The sequence below is a fragment of the Streptomyces sp. NPDC056503 genome, from assembly GCF_042794995.1.
In the GTDB taxonomy this organism is placed as follows: domain Bacteria; phylum Actinomycetota; class Actinomycetes; order Streptomycetales; family Streptomycetaceae; genus Streptomyces.
On the sequence record NZ_JBHTST010000119.1, the window covers coordinates 1 to 26932 of the forward strand.

Sequence of the window (26932 nt, forward strand, 5' to 3'; positions counted from 1 at the left end):
GTCGAACGACCCCACCAAGTGCGAGATCTTCATCGTCGAGGGTGACTCCGCCGGCGGCTCGGCCAAGTCCGGCCGCAACCCGGAGGCCGTCGCCGTGCGGTCAGCAGGTGGGGCGCTGGGCGTGGGCCGGGTCGAGGGCGTTGAGGACGAGCCGCGTCGCGACGTCGTTGTAGGAGATCCCGAGGTGCTCGGTGAACTCGGCCGGACAGGCGTCCTGGACCCGCTGGTTGACGACGTTCGGCGCCGGTGCGAGGAACGACGAGGTGTACGGGGTGACCACCTCGTCGTAGCGGGTGGCGATCACGGTGTACGAGACCGCCGGATGCGTCTCGCCGCCCGCGTTGAGCTCCGTGACGAAGTCGGAGCCGGTGATCTGCTGGGAGCAGGCCGTGCAGGCCAGGCCGAGGAGCTCGTCGCCGCCGGGGAAGGCGCGGGCGAGCAGCCCCATGCCCCACAGCGAGGTGCCGTGGTTGGTGGGGGCGAGGGCGACGAGCCGGCCGACGGTGGCGGAGCCGCCGAGGTGCCTGATGTAGTGACGGGGCATCATGCCGCCCTGCGAGTGGCCGACGAGGTCCACCTTGGCCGCGCCCGTCGCCGTCCGCACCCGCTCCACGAACTCCGCGAGCTGCCGGGAGGAGGCGGCGATGTCCCCGGTGCCGGCGACCGGGCCGAGGCCGCCGCCGTAGGCGAGGGCGTAGACGCAGTACCCGGCGGACTTCAGGCGCGGGGCGAGCCCGGCCCAGTTCGCGTACCGGTTCTCGAAGGTGCCGTGCACCAGGACCACCGGGCGCGGGTGTTCGGCCGTCGGCCGGCAGTCCCAGTCGTTCGCGCCGGAGGGGACCGCCGTCGGCGAGAGGAGCGAGTAGCCGTACGCCGAGAGGAAGTCTCCCTGCGGCGGGCCCACCGGGTCGGCCGCGGCGGCCTGTGCCGGTCCCGCCTGCGCCGGAGCGGCGCCGGTCAGCGCGAGGCAGAGCGCGGCGGCGGCGCCGGTGAGGGCCGCGGTGATCCGGCGGCGGCCGGAGCGGTGGTCCGGGGTGGTGCGTGGAGTGCGTGCGGTGCGTGCGGTGCGTGTGCGTGCGGTGCTCGTGCGCATGGGGGTGCCCTTCTCGTGACGGAAACCTGTGGCGGTGTGGTTCTGGCGACGTGGCCTCGGCGGCGTGCCTCGGCGACGTGGCCTGTGACGGAGCGGCCTGGGGTGGAGAAACCCGTGACGGGGGAGAGACGCGGAAGCTACTGGCGCGTAACGTCGGGTCCACACTGCTGGCACCGGCACCGGCCGGACCAGGGAGGCGAGGCCCGCGCGCCGGAAAACGGTCACGCGCGTGACACCTTCCGCCGCGCCCGCCTCACGCCCCTCGACACCGGAGCGGGCCGCGGCGCCGCTCCGCCCGAGCCCCGCCCCGTACGAAGCCCACCGCAGAGGGAGTCCCGAGATGGAGTACGTGCCGCCGCCCCCGCCCGGTCCCGGTCCCTCGCCCGCTTCCGCGTCCGCGGGGGGCGGTGGCGGCTCCCTCCCGGGCCCCGGGGCCGGTCCCGGAGCCTTCGCGCGAGGCCCGTGGCACGAGCTGCCACCGGGGCTCGGCCCGCTCATCCGGCTCCGCGTCGACGGGATCGTCGCGGAGATGATCGAGGCGATCCGCGTCGAGGTGGCCCCCTACCGCCGGCCGCTGGACTCCGCCTTCGGGCGGGACCTCGTGGAGGCGATACGCCGCGCCCTCCACCAGTTCGCGGAGCTGGTCGAGCACCCCGACAGCCCGCAGGACCACCATCTGAGGCACTTCAGGGAGCTGGGCCGCGTCGAATACCGCAGCGGCCGTACGACGGACGGCATCCAGGCCGCGTTCCGGGTGGGCGCACGGGTCGGCAGCCGGCGGTACGCCGAGGTGCTCCAGGCCGCCGCGCTCCCCGCCGAGCTGGTGCTGCCGCTGCACGAGGCCGTCCTCATCCACATCAACGCCCTGTCCAACGAGGCCGTCGCCGGCTTCCGGGCCGAGCGGCTGCGCTCCGAGGGCGAGCTCAAGCGGGCTCGCCGCACCCTGGCCGAGCGGCTGCTCGAACCCCCGGCCCCCGGCGCCGCCCACGCCCCCGGAGTCGACCGGCAGTCGCTGGAACCCCTCGCCGAGCGGGCGGGCTGGCCCCTGCCCCGTACCCTCGCCTGCCTCCTGGTCCGGTCCGGCGGCGGCCGGCTCGCGGTGCCCGGCGCGGACGCCGAACTCCTCACCGTCCAGCGGGGCAACGACCTGGTGCTGATCGTGCCGCTGCCGGGCCCGGGGGCGGGGGTGGAGGCGAGGGCGGGCTCGGGCGGGCCGCTCGACCGGATCCGCGCCGCCCTCCGCGGCCGTACCGCCGCTCTCGGCCCCGCCGTCGTGCCGGACGACGCCTGGCTCTCCCTCCAGTGCGCCCGCGCCGCCCTCGACCGCCGCGCCGGGGCCGGGGCGGGTGTTCCCGGCGGAGACCTCGTCCTGGCCGAGGAGGAGCTGGCCGAACTCCATCTGCTGCGGGCCGCGCCCGTCGGCCGGCTGCTCGCCGCCCGGGTCCTCGCCCCCCTCGCGGAGCTGCCGCGCGGCAGGGCCGACCGGCTCGCCGAGACCCTGGAGGCCCTGCTGACGTCCTGGGGCCGCACCGCCCCCGAGGTCGCCCGCGTGCTCGGCATCCATCCCCAGACCGCCCGCCGCCGGCTGCACCGGCTCGACGCCCTCCTCGGCGACCGGCTCGCCGACCCCGCCTTCCGCTTCGAGGCGCTCCTGGCCCTGCGGACCCGCTCCCTCCTGGGGGAGCCGCGCCCCTGACCCCTCGTACGCCCGTCCGGCGCACTTCTGGACGCGCATTCACCGGATCCGGTGACTGAGGCCAAGGTGAAACGTCTCTCCCGCCCGCGCAACGGCCACGCTCGGCATGACACTTGGACCCGCCCAGTGGAGCGTCCGATGCAGCTGATCCCCCGTCACGACCCCCACCTCGCGGTGCACATGGCCGGCGCCCTGACCGTCGCGGTCCTCCGCGGCGAACTGGACCTCGTCCTCGTCCGCCACCTGCGACCCGAGCTCGACGCCCTCGTCCGCGAGGCCGACGCCCTCGCCGTCGACATCCGCGCGCTCGGCTTCTGCGACGCCACCGGCCTCGGCCTGCTCGCCCACTGCGCCCGGAGCGCCCGTGAGCGCGGAGCGCACTTCCAGCTCGTGTGCGACCAGCCGTGGATCCTCCGCCTGGTGCGCCTCACCGGCCTCGACGAGCTGCTCCGGCCCGAGCCCGCGTTCCGCGCGCTGCCCTCGCCGCCGCCGGCCGCCGGACCCCGGGCCCGGGCGGAGCACCCGGTCTGAGGCCCCGCGATACGGTCGCCGCATGTCTGAAGTCCGGCTGACCACGCCCTCCTTCCTCGTCCTCGGCATCATCGACGCGCTGGGCGAGGCCAGTCCGTACGACGTCAAGGTCGAGGCCGCCCGGACCGTCGCCCCCTTCTGGTCCGTGCCGCACGCGCAGGTGTACGCCCAGTGCGACCGCCTCCTGGAGGCGGGACTGCTCTCCGAGGCGCGCCAGGAGGGCGGCCGCAACCGGCGGCTGATGCGGCTCACCGACGAGGGCGTGGCCGCGCTGCGCGGCTGGCTCGCCGACCCCTCCTTCGTGCCGGTCGAGGCGCGCGAGCGGGGCATCCTGAAGCTCTGGTTCGGGGCGAGCCCGCGCGTCCACGCCCCGGTCCAGACGGCGGAACACCGCCGCACCCTGGAGGAGTACGAGGGGCTGGCCGGAGAGGTCGGCGCACTGCTCGGCCGCGGGCAGCGCGAGGCGCTGGAGTTCGGCATCCGGTACGAGCGGATGATGGTCGACTTCTGGGACTGGGTCGGCAGCCGCGAACCGGCGGAGGGCGAGGGGGCGGCGGGCGACGTGGTGCCGGGTGAGGGGGCGGTGGGCGACGTGGTGCCGGGTGAGGGGGCGGTGGGCGACGTGGTGCCGGGTGAGGGGGCGGTGGGTGGGGGAGCGGTGGGCGACGGCGGCGACGCTGAGCAGCGCTGACCCCTGGTAACACCAGTTTGTTACCGACCGGTTGACCCCGGCCGGAAGCGGCCCTACCTTCCTCCATAGTCCAGAGTGGACTATCGCGACCATCGCAGAGGGGGCCGCCATGGGGCGTCCGACCAGCACCAGACGCGGAAAGGCGGCCGTCATCGTGCTGACGGCGGTCTGCCTCGCGTACGCGCCGATCGCGTTCACCGAGCTCTGGCCCTACGCCCGCCCCGGCGCGCCCGCCCTCGGGGAATGGCTCCTCGGCCGCACGGTCTCGCCCGAGTTCGTCGCCGACGCCGTCCGCGACCGCAGGGGACCGTACGAGCGCAGCCTCGTCCCGCTGATCGTCCACTCCGTCCTCGGCGGCCTGCTGATGCTCCTGGGCCCCGTCCAGCTGCTCACCGCCGTCCGCCGCCGCGTCCGCCTCCACCGCGCCCTCGGCGTGGTCTTCGCCGTGACCGTGTACGCCTCGATGGCCGGTGCCGCCGTCTACCTGGTCCGCACGCCCCCGGAGCAGGCGTTCAGCGGCGCGGCCTTCTGGATCGTGCTCGCCGTCATCCTCGTCGGCACGGTCGGCAGCATCACCTTCGGCACCCTCGCCGCCTACAAGGGCTTCCCCGACCTCCACCAGCGCTGGCTGCTGCTCTGCTACGGCTTCCTGATGACCGCCCCGCTGCTCCGCCTCCAATGGGGCTTCCTGCCCACCCTCTACCCGGGCCTGTCCATCCAGGACGTCAACCGGGTCGCGATCATGCACCTCGGCGCGCTGGTCTCCTTCGGCGCCCTGCTCGCCACCCGCGCCCTCGACCGGCGCACCTCCGTACCCGGCCTCACCGGCAGCTGGGCACCCGCACCGGTGATGGTCCTCGCCCACCTCGCGGGCGCCGCCGGCCTCGCCGTGCTCGTCCCCGCCTTCCTCGGCCAGGGCACCGCCGGACGCCGCCTGCTCCTCGCCTACCTGGTGCCGTACGCCGTCGTGTACGCCGTCCTCGCCGCCCGGGCCGCCGGCGCGCGCCGCGCCGGCAACGGCTGGGCCCGCGAGGAGTGGCGCCTCCACCTCGCCGCCCTGCTCCTCGCCCCCGCCTTCTCCGCGGTCATGGTGCCGGTGCTGGAACGGGCCATGGACCTGGACCGGGCGACGGCCCTCACCTCGGCCGCCGGCATCGGCTGCGGCATGCTCGCCTACACCGCCGTCACCGTCGTCAGTCTCCGCGTCCTCGCCGGACGCGAACTCCTGCGTCGCCGGCCTCCGCGGACCCCGCCCGCCGCACCGGACCCGGTGCTCGTCGCCGCCGCCGCGGACGGGAAGGAGGGGCGATGAGCGCCCCCGTCGCCACGACCACCACCGGACCCGGCCGTGAACTCTCGGCGGCCGTCGCCGTCCTGAGCACCGCCGTCGCCGTCATCAGCCTCGGCGTCGGCGCGCTCCTCGCCGTCGCGGGCGTCGCCGGTTACGCGGCCGGTGCCTGGGCCTCGCCGGAACCGCTCAGCCCCGCACTCATCGGCGCGGCCATGGTGGGGGTGGCGCCGGCGCTGCTCACCATGGGCCGGGCCGCCACCTGGGAGGAGGTGCGCGGCCTGTACCTGCCGCTGGTGGTCGTCATGGTCGGTCTGGCCGCCGTCACCCTCCTCAACGCCGGAGCCCTCCGCGTCGCCGGGGGCGGCCCGCTCTTCCTCGTCCTCTTCAGCCTCGGCTGGGTGCCCGTCGTCTCCGTCCTCGCGCTGGCCTCCGTCGGCTGCCTCGCCGCCCAGTACCGCAGGCCGGCCGGGGAGCCGATCCGTACCGGGCACGTGCCGATGCCCGGCTGGTCCAAGCCGCTGCTCGCGGTCCTCGGCTCGGGATGGCTCGGCATCGGTGCCGGGCTCCTCTTCCTGCCCGGCTTCTGGGGCGCGTTCGTGCCGTGGACGGTGAACCGCGCCGACGCCCAGGGTCTCGGCGTCTGGGCGCTCTCGCTCGGCGTCGGCGTCCTCGCCTCGCTCGCCGAGGACGATCTGACGCGCAGTCGCCCCGCCCTCCGCGCCGTCCCCGCCGTCGCGGTCGTCTGCGGGACCGTGCTCGCCGCCCGCGCCGCGGACGTCGACTGGGGCTCGGGCGGCGCCGTCTCCCTCCTCGCCCTGCTCGGCGGGCTGTTCGCGACCGGCGTGACCGGGCAGCTCCTGCTCCGCCGGTCGGGGACGGTCGAAAACCCCGTGGAGCGGCCACGCCCGGGGGCGTGATGATGGCCGCATGATCGCGCAGACGCCTCAGCAGCCGCCCCCGCCCGTGGACACGCTCCTCGTCGTCGACGTCCAGTCGGCCTTCGTCACCGGCGACGGCGCCGTGCCCGACGCCGCCCGGCTCGTCGACCGCACCGCCGGGCTGATCGCCCGGGCCCGCGCCGCCGGCGCGCTCGTCGTCCACCTCCAGAACGACGGGCCGCCCGGCGCGGAGGACGAACCCCACACCCCCGGCTGGGAGTTGCACCACAGGATCGAGCCCGGCCCCGCCGAGCTCGTCATCCGCAAACCGCACGACGACGGCTTCCAGGAGACCGGCCTCGGCGGTGTGCTCGACGGGCACGGCAGCCGGGCCGTCGCCGTCTGCGGGGTGATGTCGGAGATGTGCGTCCAGGCCACCGCCCGTACGGCACTGGCCCGCGGCTACCGGGTCGTCGTCCCGCACGACGCCCACGCCACCCAGGACTGCCCGGCCGTCCCCGGAGTGGCCGACGCCGTCCCGGCGGCGGTGGTCTCCCGCGTCGCCGCCTACGCCCTGGGCTCCGACGCGGAGGTCACCGGCCCGGCCGCCGCGGTCTCCTTCACCGCCCCGTCGCCCCTGGCCGGCCCCGTGCGAGGATCGGCCACGTGACCGCACTGCACCACCGCACGGCCGGCGAGGCCGACCTCGCCACCCTCGTACGGCTCCGCGACGACGCCGCCCGCTGGATGCTGGAGCGGGGTGTCACCGGCCAGTGGCGGCCCGGAGAGCTGGGCGAGGACCACTTCCGCCGGATCATGACCCACGGCGAGGTCTGGCTCGCGGAGCGCGGCGGTCGCGTCGCCGGCGCCTGGGAGCTGTGGTGGGACGACGAGGCGGCGTGGGGACCGCAGCCGCCCGTCGCCGGCTACGTCCACCGGCTGATGGTGGACCGGGCCGCCCCGCCCGGGACCGGACGGCTCCTGCTGGCGGCCGCCGAGGACCGCGTGGCCGCGACCGGCCGGACCCGGGTGCGCCTGGACTGTCTGACCACCAACCCGAAGCTCACCGCCTACTACCGGGACGCCGGCTACCGCGTCGTCGGCCGGAAGGACGGCAAGCCGCAGCCGGGCGGCCCGGCGAAGTCCTTCACGCTGATGGAGAAGGAACTCCCGGCGGGCGCCTAGGCCTCCGCCGCCTCCCGTCCCTCCGCCGCCTCCTCCTCGTCGGCGTCCGGCTGGATGCCGGCGAGGAGGTTGAAGGCGCCGGTGAGGAGGTTGAGGCCGACGACGCCGACCACCTCGGCGATGATCCGGTCGCTCCAGCCGTGCGCTCGCACCTCGGCGACGTCCGCGTCGCCGAGCGCGCCCGGTTCGACGAGGACCTTGAGGGCGAGGGCGATCAGGGCGGCCTCGCGGGGATCGGTGGAGGTGCCCTGGCGGGCCAGGGCGATGTCCGTGCCGCTCAGCCCGGCCGCCCGGCCCGCCGACGCGTGCGCCTCGCGGCAGGTGCCGCAGTCGATCCACTCCTGGACGGCGAGGGACAGCTTCTCGCTCAGCGCGCGAGGGATCCTCACCCGCTTCATCGCACGGGACAGGCTCAGGTAACCCTCGATCATCGCGGGCGAGTGGGCCATCGTGGACACCATCTCGCCCGCCGACCCGTGCCGTTCGACGATGTCCGCGAGGAGTTCCCGGGCCCGGCCCTGGGCCTGGCCCGGGGTGAGCGCCGGCAGGCGGCGGGGGCGGGGGACGGTGGCGTCGGTGTCGGCGGTGCTGGTCGTGGTCATGCACTCCTCCTCTGTATACCCGTGGGGGGTATAACGGAGGGGTGGTGGAGATCGTTCCCCGCCCCGGCCTCGCGTTCCTCTTCCCCTTCCCGTTCCCGTTCCTCCTCCCGTTCCCTGAGGACCAGTCGGGAGGGGCCGTGGAAGACCCAGTCCGGGGCGTACTCCACCTCGACCAGCGGGCGGGCGTCCGGCCGGAGCAGCGGCAGCCGGTCGAGGAGCACGGCGAGTCCCGTCTCCGCCTCCAGCCGGGCGAGCGCCGCGCCCGCGCAGTAGTGGATGCCGAGGCCGAAGGCGCAGTGCCGGCCCGTGGTCCTGCGGACGTCGAGGACGTCCGGGTCGGGGAAACGCGCCGGGTCCCGGTGGGCCGAGCCGAGGACCGCGATCAGCCGGTCCCCGCGCCGGACCCGCCGCCCGGAGAGCTCCGTGTCCCGCCACGCCCAGCGGGTCACCATCTGCACCGGCGGGTCGAAGCGCAGGAACTCGTCCACCGCGCCCGCCAGGAGCCCCGGCTCGGCGCGGAGTGCGGCCACCGTCGCGGGCCGGGAGAGGAGCGCGAGGACGGCCTTCCCGAGGAGCCCGGTCGTGGTCTCGTGCCCGGCGGTCAGGAGGTGGACGCAGGTCGAGGCGAGGAGCCCGGGCGTGAGGGAGGGGTCCTCCCGCGCGGCGCCGGCCAGCGCGCCCATCAGGTCGCGCGGCTCTCCGTCGGCGGCCTGCCGGTCCGCCAGCTCCGCGGTGAAGTACCTCTCCAGCTCGCCCGCCGCCCGGTCGGCCCGGGCGAGGCCCGCCGCCGTACGGTCGCCGCGGGTGCCGCCCGCCTCCTGGAGCGCCAGCGCCCGCTCCCGGAACCACGGCCACAGCCGCCCCTCCACTCCGAGGACGCGGGCTATGACGAGCAGGGGGAACGGCGCCGCGAACCCCCGGACCAGATCGGCCTCGGGCCGCGCCGCGAGCGGCCCCGCCAGCTCCTCGGCGATCTCCCGCACGGCCGGCCGCAGTCCGGCGACGGCGGCCGTGCCGAGCGGCGGGTTCACCCGGGCCCGCAGCCGGGTGTGCCGGGGCGGGTCGAGGAAGACCAGCCAGTTCTCGACGACCCGCCGCAGCGTCCCGTACCCCTCCGGTATCGGCGCCGCCCGCCCGGTCAGCGGCGACCTCCGCCGGTACGCGCGCTCCGTCAGGACCCGCGCCACCTCCGCGTACCGGAAGAGGTACCAGGTGGTGGACCCGGTGCCGTCCCGGCCGCCGTCGGGCGGCGGCACGGCGTGGACCGGGTCCCGTTCCCGGTACCCGCGGTAGACCGGGTACGGATCCGCCAGGTCGAGCCGCCCGGGGTCGAACGGCGGCAGCCCGTCCGCGCCCATCACCCACCCCCGTCCGGCCGTGCCCCGCCCGTGTCCGTCCCGGCCCCGCGCACCAGGTCGGCGAGGGCGCCGGGATCGGCGGGCGGCCGGGACCCCCGCCAGGCGACGTGACCGTCCGGGCGGACCAGCACGTACGGATACCCGTACCGCCGCCGAGGCTCGTCGCCCGCCGGCGGACTCCACACGCGCAGGGGCACCCTCCGCTCGGCGAAGGCCCGTTCCGTCCCCTCCGTGCCCTCGGGGCCCAGCCGGAGCAGGGTGAACGCCGGGCCGAAGAGGTCCAGCGTGGAGAGCCCGGGCTCCAGCCACACGTGCGGGGCACGCCCGCCGGGCACCGCCGCGCGGTCCCACGCCGGGCGGTCCGGCTCCCCGGGCGAGGGGGGCGCGTCCCCGTCCTCCCCTTCCGCGATGACCGGCGAGCGGTACCGGTGGGCGAAGTGGGCGTCGGGCGCGTCGAACTCGCGCCGTGGGTCCGAGGCGGCGATCAGCCGCCCCAGCTCCGCGCGGGCCTCCTCGCCGCGCGGCGAGTCCTCCAGGAGCGACGGCGTGATGCGCCGGTCCACGGTGCGGCGAAGGTTGCGGTGGCTCTCCTCCAGGCCGGCGAGGGCGACCGGACGCCGCTCGCTCTCGTACGTGTCGAGCAGGCCGGGGCCCGCCCAGCCGGCCAGTTCGGCGGCGAGCTTCCAGCCGAGGTCGGCCGCGTCGCCGATCCCGGTGGAGAGGCCGAAGCCGCCGGAGGGGGAGAGGGTGTGGGCCGCGTCGCCGGCGAGCAGCACCCGGCCGTCGCGGTAGCGGGCGGCGACCCGGTGGGTGAGGTGCCACTCCGTGTCCGAGAGGACCTCCACCGGCACGTCCACGGCGAGCGCCCGGCGGATCACCCGCAGCGCCTCGGCCGGGCCGGGGGGACAGGTCAGCCGGTACAGGTCCCGGCCGTCCATCGCCCGCAGCGGATACCGCAGCCCGCCCGGTTCGGTCACGAAGTGGACCAGGGCCGCCCGCTCGCCGAGCCGCTCCACGAGACCCGGCGCCCGGAAGAGGACGTTCCGCAGGGTGCGGGTGGCGTGCCGCTCCGGCGAGTCGATCCCGCACGCCTTCCGCACCGGCGACGCCGCCCCGTCGCACCCCACCAGATAACGGGCGCGCACCGTCGTCCGCGCCCCCGCCGCGTCGGTCAGCGAGGCCCGCACCCCGTCGGGCGTCGAGTGGAACCCGGTCAGCCGGGTCCCCAGCCGCACCGGGCCGTCCGGGCGCACCCCGAGCCGCCGCCTCAGCAGCGGGACCAGCCAGTGCTGGGGGCAGACCGTCTCGGGTTCCGGCGTGTGCGCGGGCGGCGGCCGCTCGGCGACCGTGCCGAACCGCAGCCGGTGCAGCTCGTGCCCGCCGACCGCCGTCACCCACGCGACGTCCAGGGTGTGCCCGGGGGGCCAGCCGGCGCCCCGGACCGCGTCCGCCACGCCCCAGCGGCGGAACAGCTCCATCGCCCTCGGCCCGACCGTGGACACCTTGGGGTGGGTGATCCGGCCGTCGCCGGCCTCCACCAGCACGAAACCGACCCCCCGCCGGGCCAGGTCGAGCCCGAGGGCGAGCCCCACCGGCCCGCCGCCCACGACCAGGACCTCGGTCTCCTCCTCCACCGTCATCGGCTCAACTCCTCCCCTCCGTCGCGAAGTACTCCGCGTACCAGGCCATCAGCTCCGGCACCCGGTCGGGGACGCCCGGGCACGCCCGGGCCATCGCCGCCAGGTGACGGAAACGCATCGCGAAACCGCGCCGGGCCACATCGGGCCTGGCGACGTGCACGGGCGGCTCCTCCAGCTCGAAGGACGGGCCCGCCGTCCGCCCCCGCCAGCCCGAGTCGAGCGTGACGAGGAGTTCGGCGAGCGGCCGCATCATCCCGGTCATCACGTCGATCGAGGCGTTCATCAGCGGGGAGCGGCGCAGACTCGCGTCCGGGCTCTCGCCGAAGTGCTGGACCATCAGCTGGAGCATCAGGAAGTAGCTGCGGTTGAAGAGCCTCAGCACCTGCCGGGCGTGCGGGGCGAGCACGGCCGCCCGGCCCGGGTGGCCCGGGTCGGCCGTCGGATTGCGCAGGGCCGGGTAGGCGGGCTCCCACGGCGCCCCCTGCCCGCCGGGCCCGTCGGCCCTTTCGGCCATGAGGAGTTCGGCGAGCCGCACGAAGGTCTCGTGGTGCGAGGGGCCGCCGTCCCCCGGCGCGTCGAGGACCCCGCCCTCGCCCTGCTCGGTGACGAAGTCGATCGCGAAGAGCGCGCTCGACAGGTCGTCCACCTCCAGTTGGTAGTCCGGGTGGACGGAGTCGACGGCCGCCCCCAGGAAGAGGTGGTGTTCCCCGCCGCCCCTGCCCGGCTCCACCAGGAAGAGGTCGGGCACCCGGGGCAGACCGTCCCGGATCGCCGCGTACAGCTCGCTCGGCGACCCGAACGGAACCCCCGCGCGCGTACCGCCCCACGACTCTCCCGCCGCCTCCGCGCCCGTCCCCGCCGCCCCCGCCGAGCCGCCCGCGAGCCGTTCGGGCCGCTCGATCGCGATGAACCGCCGGAGACTGCCCAGGTGCAGCGGCTCCAGGGCGAAGTCCAGCGGCAGCGGCAGCCGCCCCGGTGTCCCGAAGTCGATCGCCGGCACGTGGAAGGGCTCGCCCATCGCCATCAGGACGTTGTTGACGACCAGGAAGTGGATCATCTCCTCGCGGGCCACGTCGAGGAGTTCGTCCCGGATGCCCTTCGCCAGGGTCTCCCCGCCGTCCCCGCAGGCCAGCCGGAGCTGCCGGGGCGTCCACACCCCGCTGCGGACGTACCCGAAGCCCGTGCCGTGGGTCGGGACCGTGTACGCCGCGTAGAGGTACTGGAGCGAGGTCGCCAGCTCCACCGTGACCGCCTGCCACAGCGCCGCGCGCAGCTGGCCCCGGGTGGTGATGCGCGGCTCGGCCGCCCGGCGCGGCGCGGGGGCCGCCGGAGCGTGCGGGAGCGCCGCCGCCGCGCTCCGGGAGCGCAGGTAGGCGAGGAGGAGCCGGGCCTTGGGCAGCGTGAGGTCCCGCGTCGGCGGCATGTAGTAGGTGCGGTCCTTGTTCGCCGGGTCGCACATCTGCCAGACGAGCTTCGCGTACGTCTCCACCTTGCAGCGGTCGGCCAGACTGAACACCTCGTCCCGCATGAACGGGAACAACTGCTCGTAGTAGGCGAACACTTCGCGGTGCAGCAGGTCGAAGCCGACCTCGGACGGCAGGACCGCGTCCAGGCGCCAGTCGTCGGGCAGCACCCGCACCGCGGCGGTCCCCGCCCACGCCCAGTAGCCGAGGGCGTCGTCGTGGTCGTAGCAGTCGGCCGCCGACCCGGGCGCCGCCGCGTCGACGGGCGGCAGGTCGTCCGGTGCCGTCGAGAACAGCAGCCGCGCGGTGCCGGCCCGCGCGCCGGAGACCGTGAACCAGCCGTGCCCCTCCCCGTCCGTGACCACCCGGCACCCGGCTCCGGCCGGCTCCGCCCCGGAGACCTTCCGCCCGCCCGTCCGCCCGGCCCGGAGCCGTACGATCGCGACGTCCGAGGTCCGGGCGAGCGGGCCCGACGCCGCCGGATCCAGCGGCAGCGCGCGCGGGTTGGGGTACTGGCGGACCTCCACGGCCTGGAGCGGCCCGGGCCGGCCGCGCAGGAAGGTCCGCACCGGCACCTCGACGGCGTACTCGTCACCGCGCTCGGCGTCCGGATGGTCCAGGACCAGCGCGGCCTCGTCGGTGAGCACCACCGTCTCCCGTTCCCGCAGGACGACCGCGCCGCCGTCCCGCACCACCACGAGCCCCTCCTCCCCGGCCCGGCGCACCGCCTCCTCCGAGACCGCCGGTACGGTCGCCACCGCGCCGCCCCGGAACCCCCCGGGCAGCACCGCGACCGTCAGCCCCGACCCCGCCGTCCGCACCTCCAGGACGGGCCCGCCGCCACCGTCCCTCCCCAGCCGCGCGTACGGCTCGTTGACGACCACCCCCTCGGGGCCGATCCGCACCGCGCACGGCCCCGGTCCGTCCGGGCCACCGCCCTCCGCCCCGTACGGGACGAGCAGCCGGCCCGCCGGATGGCTGCGCGGCTCCCCGGGACTCCACGGCGCCACGACTCCCCGCAGCCGCCACCGCCGCGGCGCGTCCCCGGCCCCGGGAGGCCCCTCCGGGTCCGCCAGGGCCTCCAGGGTGAACTGGACCAGCAGCGCCCCGCCGTCCCGCTCCGCCACCGCTTCGCGCAGGGCCCGTACGGCGGGGGAGTCCGCCGCCCCCGCCGGCCAGTCGAGCCCGTCCTCCGCCCCGGCCACGCACTGGTGCAGCGAGCGCGCCACCGGCCGGAAGCCCTGCCAGCGCGGCGGCATGAAACCGCTGAGCCCGCCCAGGCACGCGTACCCCGTGTCGTGCGACCGTCCCTCCCTCCCGAACGCGAACCGGCCGCCCATCAGCGTCGCCGTCCACGCCGACGCCGGATCGACGTCGAAGACCCGCGCGCGGTTCACCGTCGTCCCGAGATAGGGGTTGTGATGGCCCCACAGGTCCACCTCCCGGCCCACCAGCGGATCCGACCGCTCCACGCCCCCCGCCGTCCGCTCCACCCCGGTGACCCGGGCCTCCCAGACGACATGCCCGTTCCCCGAGAAGTGCCCGCCGCGCGCGCCCCGTTCCGCCAGGTGCGCGTGGTAGTCGGCCGCCGGACCCGCCACCCCGAACGGTTCCGCCGGGGCGTCTCCGTCCGCGCCCCGCAGCACCGTGTTCGAGGCCAGGTCCACGAGCCCGGACCGGGGCCCGGTGGGCAGCCGAGTCAGCGCCGTACCGGCGAAGTACACCCGGGGCAGGTCGAAGACGCTCATGCCGCCTCCAGCCCGGCCGGAGCCGCCGCGCCCCGCCACCGCTCGCCCCGGCACGGCCCGTCGCGCCGCCCCTCGTCCCGCGCGATCAGGGCCACCGCCTCCAGGGCCGACTCCACCGCCCCCTCGATCCACGCCGGTTCCGTCGCGCAGTGCTCCCCCGCGAAGAACATCCGGCCCTGCGGGCGCAGCGCGCGCAGCCGCTGCTCCTCCCGGCCCGCCGGGTCCGCGCCCCAGCGGATCGTGCAGCCGCCGCGCGTCCACGGATGGCCACCCCAGGCCAGACTGGCGACCCCGCGCACCATCCCGCGCCGCAGCAGCTGGGGATGCATCCGGCCCAGCTCCTCGACGACCGCCCGGTGCCGGACCGGCGCCGGCATCCCGCCGAGCACGTCGGCGTCCTCGCCGATCGTGTAACTGGCGAGCAGGGCCGCCCCGAGGGGATCCGCCGCACCCTCGGCACCGGCCGGCTCGGCGGTCGGATAGTAGGTCTGCCGGATCCTGCCGCCGCTGAAGGAGGCACCGCCCCGGATGCCCTCCCGCTCCCAGAACGGCTCCCGGCAGTGCACGGCGACCTTGGTGGCCGGGCAGTAGACGACCTCCCGGACGGCGTCGAGCTTGTCCTCGTCGAAGCCCGCCAACCACAGTCCGCGGAGCACCGAGAACGGCACCGTGCACACCACGTAGTCGCAGCGCCGGACCCGGGCCGCCGCCCCGCCGCCGAGCCGCACGCGCACGTGGTCGGCGGCGACCTCGAAGCCGGTCGCCGGCTGGCCGAGCCAGATCGGCCCCCGGATCCGCGCGGCCAGCCGCTGCACCAGCTGGTCCATGCCGCAGGCGAGCCGCACGAGCGCGGGACTCGTCTCGGTCAGGATGTCGTCGAGGAAGCCGTCGAGCCGGCCGCCGCAGCCCGCCCGGATCCCGGGGTGGGCCGCGAACAGCCCGTGCACGTCGATCCGGTCCTTGCCGCCGCCCCGCAGATGCGGCGTCAGGTCGATCTCGTCCACCAGACCGAGCAGCCGCCCGCCCAGGTCGGCACGGAGGCCGTCCCGCAGCGCGGGCGGGGCGACGGCGTCGACGACCGCGGCGAGCCAGGCGCCGAACACCACCGTCTCCTCCCGGAACCCGGCGAGGCCCAGGGAGGAGCGCACCTCGGACACCAGGGCGCGCGGCGCGTCCCGCAGCCGCACGTGCCCGGCGCCGGTCGCCAGGAAGGCGTTCTCCTCCGACAGCAGCGTGCGGAACGGCCGCACCTGGTCGGCGAGGCCGAGGTGGGCGACGTACCCCATGGTCCGGTGGTGCGCGGTGGGGATCCGCATCGCGCCCAGCTCCACGAACGGCGCGCCCTCCTGCGCCCCGAAGCGGTGGGTGCGCACCCGTCCGCCGAGCCGCAGGCTCCCTTCGATGACCTCGACGCGGAACCCCAGCCGCTCCAGCTCGTAGGCGGCGACGAGCCCGGCCATCCCGGCCCCCACGACGGTCACCGTGCCACCGGCACGGGGGCGCCGGCGGGGCTGCGGGCCGGGGAGACCGGGAGGAGGGGGTGCGGGGCGGGGCTGAGGGACGGTGGCGGCGGCTGGGTCGAGGGGGTTGATGGGCATCAGGATCCGACTCCCGGACGGTTCGGTGCGCGGGCTCTGGGACGAGAAGACGAGCGATCGAGAAGGCGAGGAGGTCTGAGGAGGGAGAGGCGGCCAGAGGGGGCGAGGCGGCCTGAGGAGGCGAGGAGGCCTGAGGAGGCGAGGCGGCCAGAGGAGGCGAGGCGGCCTGAGGAGGCGAGCGCGGTGGCGGGGCTTCAGACCCGGCCGACGGCTCTCGCGCCGGCGGCCCGAGCCGCCAGGTACTCCCGCAGCCGCTCGACGCCGCCGAGCGGGGCGACCAGCCCCACGTACCCGTCGGGCCGCACCAGCCGCAGCTCCGCCGGGGCCCCGAGCGCCGCCTCCGCCCGCGCGTCGGCGGGCGTCACGGGCAGCAGCCGTACGGGAAAGGGGACGGTGGCGCAGGCCGCGCGCAGCGCCCCGAGCGTGACGGTGTCGGCCCGGGCCGCGTGCAGCACCAGCGTCCACGTCCCGTACGCGAGCAGCCGGTGCAGCCGCACCGTCTCCCCGGGACCCCTCGCGCCGGGTCCGGGCTCCGCCGGGACCACGGAGGCGTCCGGCATCCGGTCGCCGGCCCGCGCGCCCGGCCCCCGGCCGGTCCCGGGCACGTGCGCGGAGAGCGGGCCGTCTCGGTGGTGACGCCCCAGATCGCTCAGCCGCAGGTCGAGACGGCGCCGGAAACCGGTCCTGGCCAGCGCGGCGGGCACGGTCGCGGTGAAGGCCCGGTGCGCGAGGGGCGGCAGCGGCAGCTCCATGAAGTTGAACCGCATCTCCCGGATGTACCGCAGCGCCATGAGCCGCTGCTCCGCGTCGTACGTGTCGAGGAGCGCGTCCCCGGCCTCGCCCCGGTGCACGGCGGCGAGCTTCCAGGCCAGGTTGTGGGCACCGAGCACCCCCACGTTCATGCCGTGCCCGCCGACCGGGGCCCACGCGTGCGCCGCGTCCCCCGCGAGCAGTCCGCGCCCGCTGCGCAGCCGGGCGGCCACCCGGTCGCTGAACCGGGCGCGGTTGAGCCAGCGGGAGGGGGCGGGGGCGAGCCGCAGCCCGGGCATCCGGGCGGTCTCCGCGACCAGGTCGCGCAGCTCGTCGAGGGTCGGGGCCGCCCCGAGCGAGGGATCGGGGTCGTCGCGGAAGCAGAAGAAGCGGTAGCCGCCGTCGGGCAGCGGGAAGACCAGCAGGGCCCGGCGCGGGGCCAGGAAGATGTGCCCGCGCCCCGGCTCCTCGGCCAGCGGCCAGGTCGGCAGCGCGTTGCCCTGCACGACCTGGAGGCCGGTGCGGCGGTGGCCCTCGAAGGCGATCCCGAGCCGGTCCCGGACGACGCTGCGGGTGCCCTCGCACCCCACGATCCAGGGTGCGGAGCCCGATTCGACCCGTCCGTCGCCGTGCCGCAGGGTGAACTCGGCCCGGTCGTCGTGCACCTTGACGTCGGTGACCGCGGTGTTCCACTCGACGCGGGTGCCGAGGCCGGCCAGCTCCCCGGCCAGCAGGCGCTCGATGACGTGCTGTTCGATGTTGAGCGGGCGGGCGAAGGCGGAGTGCGCCCAGCCGGTGGTGAGCTCGCCCAGCGGCCGGCCCCGGGCGTGCACGGTCACCGCGCTCAGCTCCACCCCGTGCTCGTCCAGGACCCCGCCGACGCCCAGCGCGTGCAGCGCCTCCCGGGCCCGTGCCCACAGCACCAGCGCACGGGCCTCCCGTTTCGTCTCCGGAGCCGCGTCGACGATCCGTACCCCCAGACCGAGCCTGCGCAGCCCGATCGCGAGCGTCAGCCCCACCGGGCCGGCCCCCACCACACAGACGTCCACCCCACGGTCCACGTCGCCGTCCACGCCACGGGCCGTGGCGTTGTCCGCACCACGGTCCGTGCCGCCGTCCTCGCCGTGTCCGGCCGTGCCCCCGCTGCCGCCCCGTTCCACGTGCCACCCCTCCCGTTCGTGTTCCGTCGATCAGCGTGCGCTCCGGAAGATCACCTTCGCCAGGGCGTACGGAGGGGCGCCAGACGCACACGACCAGCGATGATGACGCCCTGTGCAACCAATGGCCTGTTTGCGTGAGCGGCATCGGAAACCGGCCGTCGGTCCTCGAACGGGAACCCGCGCGAGCCCCGCGCGCCCACACCCCCGCCGCCCCGACCTGCCGGAATCGGCCACTCCCGCAGCCGTACGGCCCCACCCCGCGCACACCGGAAGCGGCGACTTCACGCCACCCGGGCGCCCGTCACGCGGCGAGTCCTCGCCACGGCTCCTCCCGGGCGCGCGGGACCGGCCGGGGTGACCGCCGGTCCCCGCGGCTCGTTGACCGGACATGAACACGCACACCCCCGCGGCCCTGCTGGCCGCCCTCCTGCTCGCCGCCCCCGCTGTCGGCACCTCCGCGTCCCCCACCCCGGCCCCTGCTCCGGCCGACTCCGCGGCGACCACCACCCTCCGGCTCACCGTCACCGGCCCCACCCCGGCCACCACCGCCCCGGCGCCCGACTCCACCGCCGCGCCCGCCCCCGCCCCGCGCACCGTCACCCTCCACTGCGACCCGCCCGGCGGCGACCACCCCCGCGCGGACGCCGCCTGCGCCGACCTCGACGCCTCCCAGGGGCGCGTCGACCGCGAGTCCGACACGGCGTGCGCCCTCCTCTACGACCCCGTCGAGGTGCGCGCCGAAGGCGTCTGGCGCGGACGGCCCGTCTCCTTCGCCCGCCAGTACGGCAACAGCTGCGAGCTGAACGCCCGTACCGGCGCGGTCTTCGCCTTCTGACGGGAAGGCTTCGGGCAAGGGCGGTGCGCACCGTACGGATGAGCCTCGCAAGCCCCCCGCCGACACCTCGGTTAGGGTGATTCGGTAGGGAATGCCCCCTGGGGGCCAGGCCGATGCGTAGGTCGATGCGTGGACGCTCATCAGTCGTCGCCGAGCAGGGTTCCGCAGCCGCCGCGAGCGGCCGTCGGGGACGCGGGCGTGCTCCGGGAACTGCTTCCGATCGCGCTGTGGCGCGAGGACGCCGAGGGGCGGATCGTCGAGTGGTCGCTCGCCGCCCAGGACCTGCTCGGCCACCGCCCCGAACACGTCCTCGGGCTCCCCGCCGCCCCGCTCCTCGTGCCCGACGCCAACCGGGAGCTCGCCGGCCGGCTGACCCGCCGCGTCCAGTCCGGCGAGACCATGGTCGGCACCCTCCCGGTCCGCCACCGCGACGGGCACACGGTCCCCATGGAGATGTGGATCGTGCCCGCCGCCGACCCCACGGGCCGGCCCGGCGCCATGCTCATCGCCGTGGAGACCTCCGAGGTCCTGCGGATGCGGGAGAACCTCGCCGCCATGGAGAGCCTCTTCACCCAGTCGCCCATAGGCCTCGCGCTGCTCGGCCCCGACCTGCGCTTCCTGCGGGTCAACGACGCCCTGGCCCGGATGAACGGCGTCTCCGCCGCCGAACACGTCGGCCGCCGCCTCACCGAGGTCGTGCCCGGCGTCAACGCCGTCTCCCTGGAGTCCCTGATGCGGGAGGTCCTCGACTCCCGTACGCCCGTCATCGACGCCCGCCGGGTCGGCCGCACCCCCGCCGACCCCGACCGCGACCACATCTGGTCCTGCTCCTACGCGCCCCTCGTCGACCGCGGCACCCGCTCAGGCCCGGGCGGTCACGCCACCTCCGGTCACGCCGACGGAGTGGCCGACCCCGGACGGTCCGGCCGGCCCCTCGGCCTCATCGCCTCCCTCGTCGACATCACCGAGAGCCAGGAGGCGCACATCGAGGTCGAGCGGGCCCGGCACCGCTTCGCGCTGCTCTCCGAGGCCGGCGCGCGCATCGGCACCACCCTCGACCTGCGGCAGACCGCCGAGGAGGTGGTCCGCTTCCTCGTGCCGCAGCTCTGCGACTCCGCCGACGTGCAGATGCTGGAAGCCGTCCTGGAGCCCGACGACCCGGCCGTCTCCTCCCGGGGCGTGCTGCGCCGGATCGCGGCCGTCTTCCCCGAACCGGTACCGCCCAGCCCGCTCCTCGGGCCCGGCCAGACCTTCCAGCTGCCCGCCGGTTCCCCGTACGAACGGCTGGTCCTCGACGGCCGGCCCACCTTCCTCACCGAGAGGGACATCCCCGTCCTCTTCCCCGGCAAGGCCGCCGAGTCGCTGCGCGACTACCTCTCGACCCGCTTCGGCTCCGCCCGCACCGTGCCGCTCGTCGCCCGCGGCCAGGTCCTCGGGGCCGTCACCGTCACCCGCCTGAAGAGCCGTGAACCCTTCGACGACCAGGACGCGGTGCTCATCGACGAGGTCGTCGCCCGGGCCGCCCTCAACATCGACAACGCCCGGCTCTACACCACCCAGCGGGCCGCCGCCCTGGCCCTCCAGCGCAGCCTCACCAACAGCGCCCTGCCCGCCGTCACCGGCCTCGAACTCACCGGCCGCTACCTGCCGGCGAGTGCGCACGACGTCGGCGGCGACTGGTTCGACGTGATCGAGCTGCCCGGCGGCCGCACCGGACTCGTCATCGGCGACGTGATGGGCCACGGCATCCACGCCGCCGCCGTCATGGGCCAGTTGCGCACCGCCGTGCGGACCCTGGCCCGCCACGACATCCCGCCCACCGAGATGCTGCGCTCCCTCGACGCCGTCGTCGCCGACCTCGGCGAGGACACCATGGCGACCTGCCTGTACGCCGTGCACTCCCCGTCCACCGGCACCTGGACGATCGCCAGGGCCGGCCACCTCCCGCCGGCCGTGGTCACGCCCGAGGGCGCCGTCTCCTTCCTCCAGGGGCCACCGGGAACCCCGCTCGGCACCGGTGCCCACGACTTCGGCACCGAGGAACTCCCGCTGCCGCCCGGCGGCTTGCTGGTGCTCTACACGGACGGGCTCATCGAGGCCCGGGACCGGGACCTCGACGAGGGGATGCGCCAGCTGGGCCGTGCCCTCGACCGGACCGGCGGCACGCTGGACGAGGTGTGCGACGAGGTCCTGGCCCGGCTCCTCGTGGACCCGGCCCAGGACGACGTGGCCCTCGTCCTCGCCCGCACCACCGCCTGAACGTCAGCCGGCGAGGACCCGGTGCAGGTCGCGCAGGAGGGCGATCTCCGCGCCGTGGTGCAGGAGTTCCTGGTTGACCCACCACACGATCTCCAGGAACGGCTCCTCCGGGTCGCCGCCGTGCGGGTAGGAGCAGTGCCCGACCGTGTCGAGGTCCTTGTCGTCGACGGAGAGCAGCGCCGCCCGCCAGGCCCCGGCGGCCGTGTCGAAGTCGGCGATCGCCGTGGCGGCGTCGCCGGCCGCCCGGTAGTCGTCGCGGGTCAGCGAGCGGGTGCCGTCCGTGTGGTCGGCGCGGAGCGCCAGCAACTCGCTCAGGTGGGTGAGCCGCCAGGCGAGGGTGGTGAACGGCGGCGGCACGGGATGCGGATACGGGGAGGTCTCCCGGCCCCACTCGCCGGCGCCGGTCAGCAGCGCGGCGGCCGGACCCGGACCGTCGGCCCGCCGCCGTACCGACCAGCAGCCCGGCGCCGGCTCCCACAGGTACTCGGCGTCGGTCATCGGGCCCACCGGCACGTCCGTGCCGTTGCCGCTGTCCACCACCGGCCCCGACAGACGGTCCGTCAGCCGCTTGCGGGCGAAGTCGAACTCGGAGAGCAGGGGGACGAGTCGGTCGGGTATCGCCATGGGAAGCTCCGGGACGCGGGGTACGGGACGCCCGTACCCTGCCACGCAGGCGTCCGTCCCGCACCCGGGTTATCGGCCGCCGGTCCGCCGCTCCGGGCCGCCCCGTCCCATCGACTCCACCAGCGGCAGCATCCGGTGCGCGACCCGCTCGCGCAGCGCGATCTCGGTGCGGGTGCGGACCACGCCCGGCAGCTTGATGAGCCGCTGGATGACGTCCTCCAGGTGGCCCGCGTCCCGGGCCACCACGCGCGTGAGCAGATCGCCGCCGCCGGTGATGGAGAACGCCTCGACGATCTCCGGCACCGAGGCCAGCGCGTCGCCGACCTCGTCGAGATGGCCCTGCGTGACCTCCACGTGCACGAAGGCGAGGACCGGATGGCCGAGCGCGGCGGGGGAGAGGACCGGGCCGGTGGCCGTGATCACCCCGTCCCGTTCGAGCCGGTCGATGCGCGCCTGTACGGTGCCCCGGGCGACGCCCAGGATGCGCGCGTACTCCCGCACACTGGTGCGCGGCTGCTCGATCAGGAGCCGCAGGATGCGGGTGTCGAGTTCGTCCACCGCCATGACGTGCCGGCCTCCCCGTGCCACGGGGGCGGGTCCGCCCCCGGTGTGATGGTCCGCCCGGCGGGGCGATCCGCCGGAATGGTCCCGACTGTACCCAGCGTGCGGTCGGCACTTCCGGAGGGGCGCGTCCCCCCGCTGCCGGGCATGCGTTTCCCGGCTCCCACGCGCGCGTACCGCAGGTCGGCACGGGCCGGGGTCGTCCGATCGGCCGACCCCCCGGTCCGCCGGGCGGCGACCGACGACCATCCGCCGGGCCGACCGTCCAGGCCCCGTGCCGCGCCCAGGATGGATGTCGGAGCGGGACGGCGAGAGGGCCTCCCGGTCCGCGGATCCCGGCGACCGCCGGGCCTGCCGCCCCCGCCCCGTCCACCCCGAGGAGTGTCCGTCCATGAAGCAGATCTCGAAGCGTGCCCGTGTCCTGACCGGTGGCGCGGCCCTGGTCGCCCTGGGCGCCGGCGCCTTCGGCGCGGTCTCCGCCAACGCCGCGACCCCGGCCGCCGCCCCCGCCGCCGTCGTCAAGGCCGACGCGAAGAACAAGAACACCACCACCAGCACCCACCTGACCATCGACGCCGCCACCAAGGCCGCGCGGGCCGCCCTCGACGCCGCCGAGAAGGAGAACCAGCGCGTCTCCGTCGCCGTCGTCGACCGCAACGGCAACACCCTCGTCACCCTCCGCGGCGACGGCGCCGGCCCGCAGTCCTACGAGTCCGCCGAGAAGAAGGCCTACACCGCCGTCTCCTGGAACGCCCCCACCACCGAGCTGGTCAAGCGCCTGGAGCAGGCCCCCAACCTGAAGGACATCCCCGGCACCCTCTTCCTCGGCGGCGGCGCCCCCGTCACCAGCAAGAACGCCCCGATCGCCGGCATCGGCGTCGCCGGCGCCCCCTCCGGCGACCTCGACCAGAAGTTCGCCCAGGCCGGCGTCGACGCCCTCGCCAAGTAACGGCGGGACCGCTCGGACCCCGACGGCGCCCGGGCACGCCCGCCCGGCCGCCGTCGGCCGCGTATCCGAGATCCGAGATCCGGGCTCCTGGCTCCCGGCTCCCGGCTCCTGGATCTTGGCTCCTGGCTCCTGGCTCCTGGCTCCTGGATCCCCTATCCCTCATCCCTCATCCCTCATCCCGGATCCCTTATCCCGGATTTTGGATCCTTCATCCCGGACCCCCCATCCAGGACCCCGTCCCACGCTCGCGTCCGCCGCCGATCCCGAGGAGACCGCCGTGACCGCCACACCCCACCACCGCCTCCTCGCCGCCGCCCGCCGGGGCGACGCCGCCGGCGTTCGCGCCGCGCTCGCCGAAGGTGCCCGGACCGAGACCCGCGACGCGGAGCTGCGTTCGCCGCTGCTGCTCGCCGTGCTCGGTGACCACGTCGAGACCGCCCGCGCGCTCGTCGCCGCCGGTGCGGACGTCGACGCCCGGGACGCCCGGCACGACAGCCCCTGGCTGGCCACCGGCGTCACCGGCAGCGTCGCCATGCTCCGGGTGCTGCTCGCCGCCGACCCCGCCCCCGACTTCCGGCTGACCGACCGCTTCGGCGGCACCAGCCTCATCCCGGCCGCCGAGCGTGGTCACGTGCCGTACGTCCGGGCCCTCCTGCGCGAGACCCCGACCGACGTCGACCACGTCAACGACCTCGGCTGGACCGCCCTCCTGGAGGCCGTCATCCTGGGCGACGGCGGCCCGGCCCACCAGAAGGTCGTCGGGCTGCTCCTCGCCGCCGGGGCCGACCCCAAGCTCGCCGACTCGTACGGCACCACCGCGCTGGAGCACGCCGAGCGGCGCGGTCACACCGCGCTCGCCGCCCTGCTGCGCAGGACCCCCGCCGCTCCGGCCACCCTGACCTGAGCTGGTCCAGCGGCCCACCACCGGGTCGGCCGCACCGGCGGCGGCCTGGCCAATGGCACAGCGTTTCGCCGACGATTTGAGCCAAGCGCCCGATCGGTGCTTCTCTTGTATCCATCAGATGATTGCGGCGCCGCAGCGCCGGGACGGCGACGAGGCCGCTCCGGACGTCGGCGCCTTCGTCGTGTCCGTGCGCGCCCCACCACCCCCGGGGCAGGGCGTACGGCGGGCGAGCGGCAAGACGAGGGGGCGGCCGACCGCCGTGAAGAGGATGTTCGTGGCTCCGGACCCGGGGCTTCTCCGGCTCAGGACCGGATTGCGCGCGGTGCTCGGCATCGCGCTCGCGGTGACCGTCGCCGAACTGGCCGGCTTCTCGCTGACCGCGTCGATCACCGGAGGACTGGCGGCGCTGCTCGCCCTGTTCACCGTCACCGACGCCAGCGTCCGGGGCCAGGCCGTCACCACCCTGCTGCTGCCGCTCGCCGGCTTCCCGGTGCTCGCTCTGGCCACGCTGTTGCACGGCCACACCCCGCTGCGGGACACGGCCTTCCTGCTGGTGGTCCTCGGCGGGGTCTACGCCAGGCGCTGGGGCCCGCGCGGCCACGCGCTCGGCATCTTCGCCTTCATGAACTTCTTCAGCACGCAGTTCCTGCACGCCCTGCCCGCCCAGCTTCCCGAGCTGTACGCGGCCGTGGGCATCGCCCTCGCGGCGGCCGGAGCCGTGCGCTTCGTGTTCTGGCCGATCGAGCGGCGCACCCCGCCGCCCGCCGCCCCCGCCCCGCTGCCCGGTACCGGTCTCGCCCGGATCACCACCCGGCAGGCGGTCCAGGCCACGGCCGCCTGCGCCGTGGCCCTCGGCATCGGCCAGGTGCTCTCCGAGGACCGCTGGTACTGGGCCGTCGGCACCACGTGGTGGATCTTCGTGAACACGGTCTCCCGGGGCGAGACCCTGGTCCGCGGCTTCCGCCGTTTCCTCGGCACGCTCATCGGCATCGCCGTCGGCATGGTCGTCGCCATCCCGCTGCACGGCGCCCCGCTGCCCACCGCCCTCCTGGTGGCCGTCTGCGTCTTCGGGATCTTCTACACCGCGCCCCTCTCCTACAGCTGGATGATGCTCGCGGTCACCGTCATGGCCGGACTGCTCTACGGGCTCCTCGGCGTCCTCGACCCGGCGCTCCTGGTGCTGCGCCTGGAGGAGACCGTCGTCGGAGCCGTCTGCGCCGCCCTCGCGGTCCTGCTGATCCTTCCGGTCACCACCCACGCCATCAACGACGCCTGGATCCTGCGCGCCCTGCGCGCGGTCCACGCGGCGACCGCCGCCTCCGAGCGGCGCCTCGCCGGCGACGAGCTGGCCGACCCGAGCCCGCACGTCGCCGAGCTCGACCTGCTGCTCGGCCGGGTGCGGCTCTCCCTCGCCCCCCTCGTCCACCCGCTGAGCCCCTTCCGGGGGCGCAAGGCCCGCGCGCGCCAGGTCCTCGCCCTGCTCGACGAGTGCGCCGCCGAGGTGCGCGGGCTCGCGGCCGTCGCCGCCGACCCCGACGCCAGCCACGACGCCCGGCTCGCCGCGGCCTGCTGGCGGGTGGAGACGGCCGTCGAGGGGCTCACCTCGCCCCGCACGCCCGAGCGGGCCCAGGACCGTCCTGCCGCCGAGCCCGAGGCCGCCGCCCATCCGGCCCCCGCGGCCCTGGGGCACGTCAGTGGCCTGGAGCGGTTGCTCGCCGCGCTCGACGAGCCGCTGCGCACTCCGCCCGGCTCGCTCCTCGTCCGCTCCTGACGCGGTCCGTCCCCGGCTGATCGGACTTGGTCTAGACCGCCTGCTAACGTCGCCCGCAGACGGCCGGTCGCAGCGACCGGTCCCGGGGCAGGGAGGCGCCGTGGGCGGGACCGACGAGACACGTGGGCAGGGAGCGGGGCGGGTACGGGCCTATCTCGGCTCCTTCACCTCGGCCGGTGGCCGCGGCGTGCTCGCCGCCGACGTCGACCCGGCGACCGGCGCGCTCGCCGTCACGGGCGCCACCGACGCCGTCGCCGACCCCTCCTACCTCGCCCTCGTCGGCGGCGTGCTCTACGCCGTCTCGGAGACCGATCCGGGCGCCGTCGCCGCCCTCGCCCCCGCCGGGCCCGCGCCGCGCCCGCTCGGCGCCCCCGTGCCCGTCGACGGCGCCGGCCCCACGCACCTCGCCGTCACCGCCGGCCACCTCCTGACCGCCAACTACACCTCCGGCAGCGTCACCGCCCTGCCGCTGGCCGGGGACGGCGTCCCGGGCCCCGCCACCGCCGTCCTCCAGCACGAGGGCAGCGGCCCGGTCGCCGACCGGCAGGCCGCCCCCCACGCCCACCAGGTCCTCCCCGACCCGAGCGGGCGCTGGGTCCTCACCGTGGACCTCGGCACCGACTCCGTGCGGGTCTGCGCCCTCGACCCCGCCACCGGGGCCCTCCGTCTCCACGGGGAGACCACCCTGCGGCCCGGCTACGGCCCCCGCCACCTCGCCTTCCACCCGGACGGCGGCCATCTGTACGTCGTCGGGGAGCTGGAGCCCGCCGTCACCGTCTGCCGCTGGGACGCCCGGCGCGGCGAGCTGACGCCCCTGGCGGAGATCCCGCTCGCCGACGCGGACGGCGCCGGACCGGCGTACCCCTCCGCCGTCGTCGTGGCGCCCGACGGGCGGTTCCTCTGGGTCGCCGTGCGCGGCACCGACACCATCGCCGTCCTCGTCCTCTCCCCGGCGGGCGACGAGGCGATCCGCTCCGCCACGGTCCCCTGCGGCGGCTCCTGGCCCCGCGACCTGGCCCTCGACCCGTCCGGGCGGCGGCTGTACGCGGCGAACGAGCGGTCCGGCGACGTGACCTGGTTCGATGTCGACCCCGAGACCGGCACACCGGTCCGCGCCGGCTCCGTCGAGGCCCCGGCGGTCACCTGCGTGGTCTTCGGCTGACACGCCCCCGGGGCGCCGCCCGGATGCGGCACGCGTCCCGGGCACGCGGAAGGGCCCGCACCGACGGCTGTCGGTGGGGGCCCACGGTAGGGTGCGGGGCGGCAGTGCGCCGGGGGCGCGCCCGGCGGCGGGGGGGCGCGCACCGGCCAGTAAAGGGAGAGGATAAGCATGACCATAGCCCGG

At 76.1% G+C, this 26932-nt stretch carries 22 protein-coding genes; 13 read left to right on the forward strand and 9 right to left on the reverse strand.

Features of this window, described 5'->3' with window-relative positions; genetic code table 11:
- Window positions 1-100: 100 nt before the first annotated feature.
- Complete coding sequence (locus tag ACFQ8C_RS28445; RefSeq protein WP_383462611.1) at window positions 101-1093, reverse strand: esterase/lipase family protein; 993 nt, start codon at window positions 1091-1093, stop codon at window positions 101-103.
- Between the two features lie 529 nt (window positions 1094-1622).
- On the opposite strand from ACFQ8C_RS28445, the gene ACFQ8C_RS28450 reads away from it, so the two are divergent.
- From ACFQ8C_RS28450 to ACFQ8C_RS28480, 7 genes are all read left to right on the forward strand, one after another.
- A complete protein-coding gene (locus ACFQ8C_RS28450) occupies window positions 1623-2789 on the forward strand; it encodes a helix-turn-helix domain-containing protein (protein WP_383462613.1) in 1167 nt (388 codons plus the stop codon).
- A 138-nt stretch (window positions 2790-2927) separates the two neighbouring features.
- Entirely contained in the window at window positions 2928-3320 is a 393-nt protein-coding gene (locus tag ACFQ8C_RS28455) for an STAS domain-containing protein (protein ID WP_383462616.1), read from the forward strand.
- Window positions 3321-3342: 22 nt separating this feature from the next.
- Complete coding sequence (locus ACFQ8C_RS28460; RefSeq protein WP_383462619.1) at window positions 3343-4011, forward strand: helix-turn-helix transcriptional regulator; 669 nt, start codon at window positions 3343-3345, stop codon at window positions 4009-4011.
- Between the two features lie 109 nt (window positions 4012-4120).
- Entirely contained in the window at window positions 4121-5323 is a 1203-nt protein-coding gene (locus ACFQ8C_RS28465) for a DUF2306 domain-containing protein (RefSeq protein ID WP_383462622.1), read from the forward strand.
- The gene (locus tag ACFQ8C_RS28470) at window positions 5320-6219 is read left to right on the forward strand and encodes a hypothetical protein (RefSeq protein WP_383462623.1); all 900 of its coding nucleotides are present in this window, start codon (window positions 5320-5322) and stop codon (window positions 6217-6219) included. The genes ACFQ8C_RS28465 and ACFQ8C_RS28470 overlap by 4 nt, the downstream gene beginning before the upstream one ends.
- Before the next feature lie 10 nt (window positions 6220-6229).
- A complete protein-coding gene (locus ACFQ8C_RS28475; protein WP_383462625.1) occupies window positions 6230-6850 on the forward strand; it encodes an isochorismatase family protein in 621 nt (206 codons plus the stop codon).
- A complete protein-coding gene (locus ACFQ8C_RS28480; RefSeq protein ID WP_383462628.1) occupies window positions 6847-7365 on the forward strand; it encodes a GNAT family N-acetyltransferase in 519 nt (172 codons plus the stop codon). Before ACFQ8C_RS28475 ends, ACFQ8C_RS28480 begins: the two co-directional genes overlap by 4 nt.
- On the opposite strand, the gene ACFQ8C_RS28485 is transcribed toward ACFQ8C_RS28480, so the two are convergent.
- The 6 genes from ACFQ8C_RS28485 to ACFQ8C_RS28510 all read right to left on the reverse strand — a co-directional run bounded on the left by ACFQ8C_RS28485 (window position 7362) and on the right by ACFQ8C_RS28510 (window position 17684).
- Entirely contained in the window at window positions 7362-7967 is a 606-nt protein-coding gene (locus tag ACFQ8C_RS28485) for a carboxymuconolactone decarboxylase family protein (protein ID WP_383462631.1), read from the reverse strand. The genes ACFQ8C_RS28480 and ACFQ8C_RS28485 overlap by 4 nt on opposite strands.
- Window positions 7964-9325 (reverse strand): cytochrome P450, encoded by a 1362-nt coding sequence (locus ACFQ8C_RS28490; RefSeq protein ID WP_383462634.1) that lies wholly within the window; start codon window positions 9323-9325, stop codon window positions 7964-7966. Before ACFQ8C_RS28490 ends, ACFQ8C_RS28485 begins: the two co-directional genes overlap by 4 nt.
- On the reverse strand, window positions 9325-10965 hold the full coding sequence (locus ACFQ8C_RS28495; protein WP_383462637.1) for an FAD-dependent monooxygenase: 1641 nt from the start codon (window positions 10963-10965) through the stop codon (window positions 9325-9327). The genes ACFQ8C_RS28490 and ACFQ8C_RS28495 overlap by 1 nt, the downstream gene beginning before the upstream one ends.
- A 4-nt stretch (window positions 10966-10969) precedes the next feature.
- Window positions 10970-14176, reverse strand: a complete 3207-nt coding sequence (locus ACFQ8C_RS28500; RefSeq protein ID WP_383462640.1) for a ferritin-like domain-containing protein — start codon at window positions 14174-14176, stop codon at window positions 10970-10972.
- On the reverse strand, window positions 14173-15774 hold the full coding sequence (locus tag ACFQ8C_RS28505; RefSeq protein ID WP_383462643.1) for a flavin monoamine oxidase family protein: 1602 nt from the start codon (window positions 15772-15774) through the stop codon (window positions 14173-14175). The genes ACFQ8C_RS28500 and ACFQ8C_RS28505 overlap by 4 nt, the downstream gene beginning before the upstream one ends.
- 194 nt (window positions 15775-15968) lie before the next feature.
- A complete protein-coding gene (locus tag ACFQ8C_RS28510) occupies window positions 15969-17684 on the reverse strand; it encodes an FAD-dependent monooxygenase (protein ID WP_383462646.1) in 1716 nt (571 codons plus the stop codon).
- A 388-nt stretch (window positions 17685-18072) separates the two neighbouring features.
- Between ACFQ8C_RS28510 and ACFQ8C_RS28515 the strand changes: the two genes are divergently transcribed.
- A complete protein-coding gene (locus tag ACFQ8C_RS28515; RefSeq protein WP_383462648.1) occupies window positions 18073-18519 on the forward strand; it encodes an SSI family serine proteinase inhibitor in 447 nt (148 codons plus the stop codon).
- Between the two features lie 129 nt (window positions 18520-18648).
- Window positions 18649-20778, forward strand: a complete 2130-nt coding sequence (locus ACFQ8C_RS28520) for a SpoIIE family protein phosphatase (RefSeq protein ID WP_383462651.1) — start codon at window positions 18649-18651, stop codon at window positions 20776-20778.
- 3 nt (window positions 20779-20781) lie between these two features.
- Here ACFQ8C_RS28520 and ACFQ8C_RS28525 read toward each other — a convergent pair whose 3' ends face one another.
- A complete protein-coding gene (locus ACFQ8C_RS28525; protein WP_383462654.1) occupies window positions 20782-21402 on the reverse strand; it encodes a DinB family protein in 621 nt (206 codons plus the stop codon).
- A gap of 69 nt (window positions 21403-21471) precedes the next feature.
- On the reverse strand, window positions 21472-21966 hold the full coding sequence (locus tag ACFQ8C_RS28530) for an Lrp/AsnC family transcriptional regulator (protein WP_383462657.1): 495 nt from the start codon (window positions 21964-21966) through the stop codon (window positions 21472-21474).
- A gap of 388 nt (window positions 21967-22354) precedes the next feature.
- Between ACFQ8C_RS28530 and ACFQ8C_RS28535 the strand changes: the two genes are divergently transcribed.
- From ACFQ8C_RS28535 to ACFQ8C_RS28550, 4 genes are all read left to right on the forward strand, one after another.
- Window positions 22355-22912: a heme-binding protein gene (locus tag ACFQ8C_RS28535; protein WP_383462660.1), complete on the forward strand. Its 558-nt coding sequence runs from the start codon at window positions 22355-22357 to the stop codon at window positions 22910-22912.
- 277 nt (window positions 22913-23189) lie between these two features.
- Window positions 23190-23816, forward strand: a complete 627-nt coding sequence (locus tag ACFQ8C_RS28540; protein WP_383462662.1) for an ankyrin repeat domain-containing protein — start codon at window positions 23190-23192, stop codon at window positions 23814-23816.
- Between the two features lie 268 nt (window positions 23817-24084).
- The gene (locus tag ACFQ8C_RS28545) at window positions 24085-25587 is read left to right on the forward strand and encodes an FUSC family protein (protein WP_383462667.1); all 1503 of its coding nucleotides are present in this window, start codon (window positions 24085-24087) and stop codon (window positions 25585-25587) included.
- Between the two features lie 100 nt (window positions 25588-25687).
- Window positions 25688-26749, forward strand: a complete 1062-nt coding sequence (locus ACFQ8C_RS28550) for a lactonase family protein (protein ID WP_383462665.1) — start codon at window positions 25688-25690, stop codon at window positions 26747-26749.
- Window positions 26750-26932 lie beyond the last annotated feature (183 nt).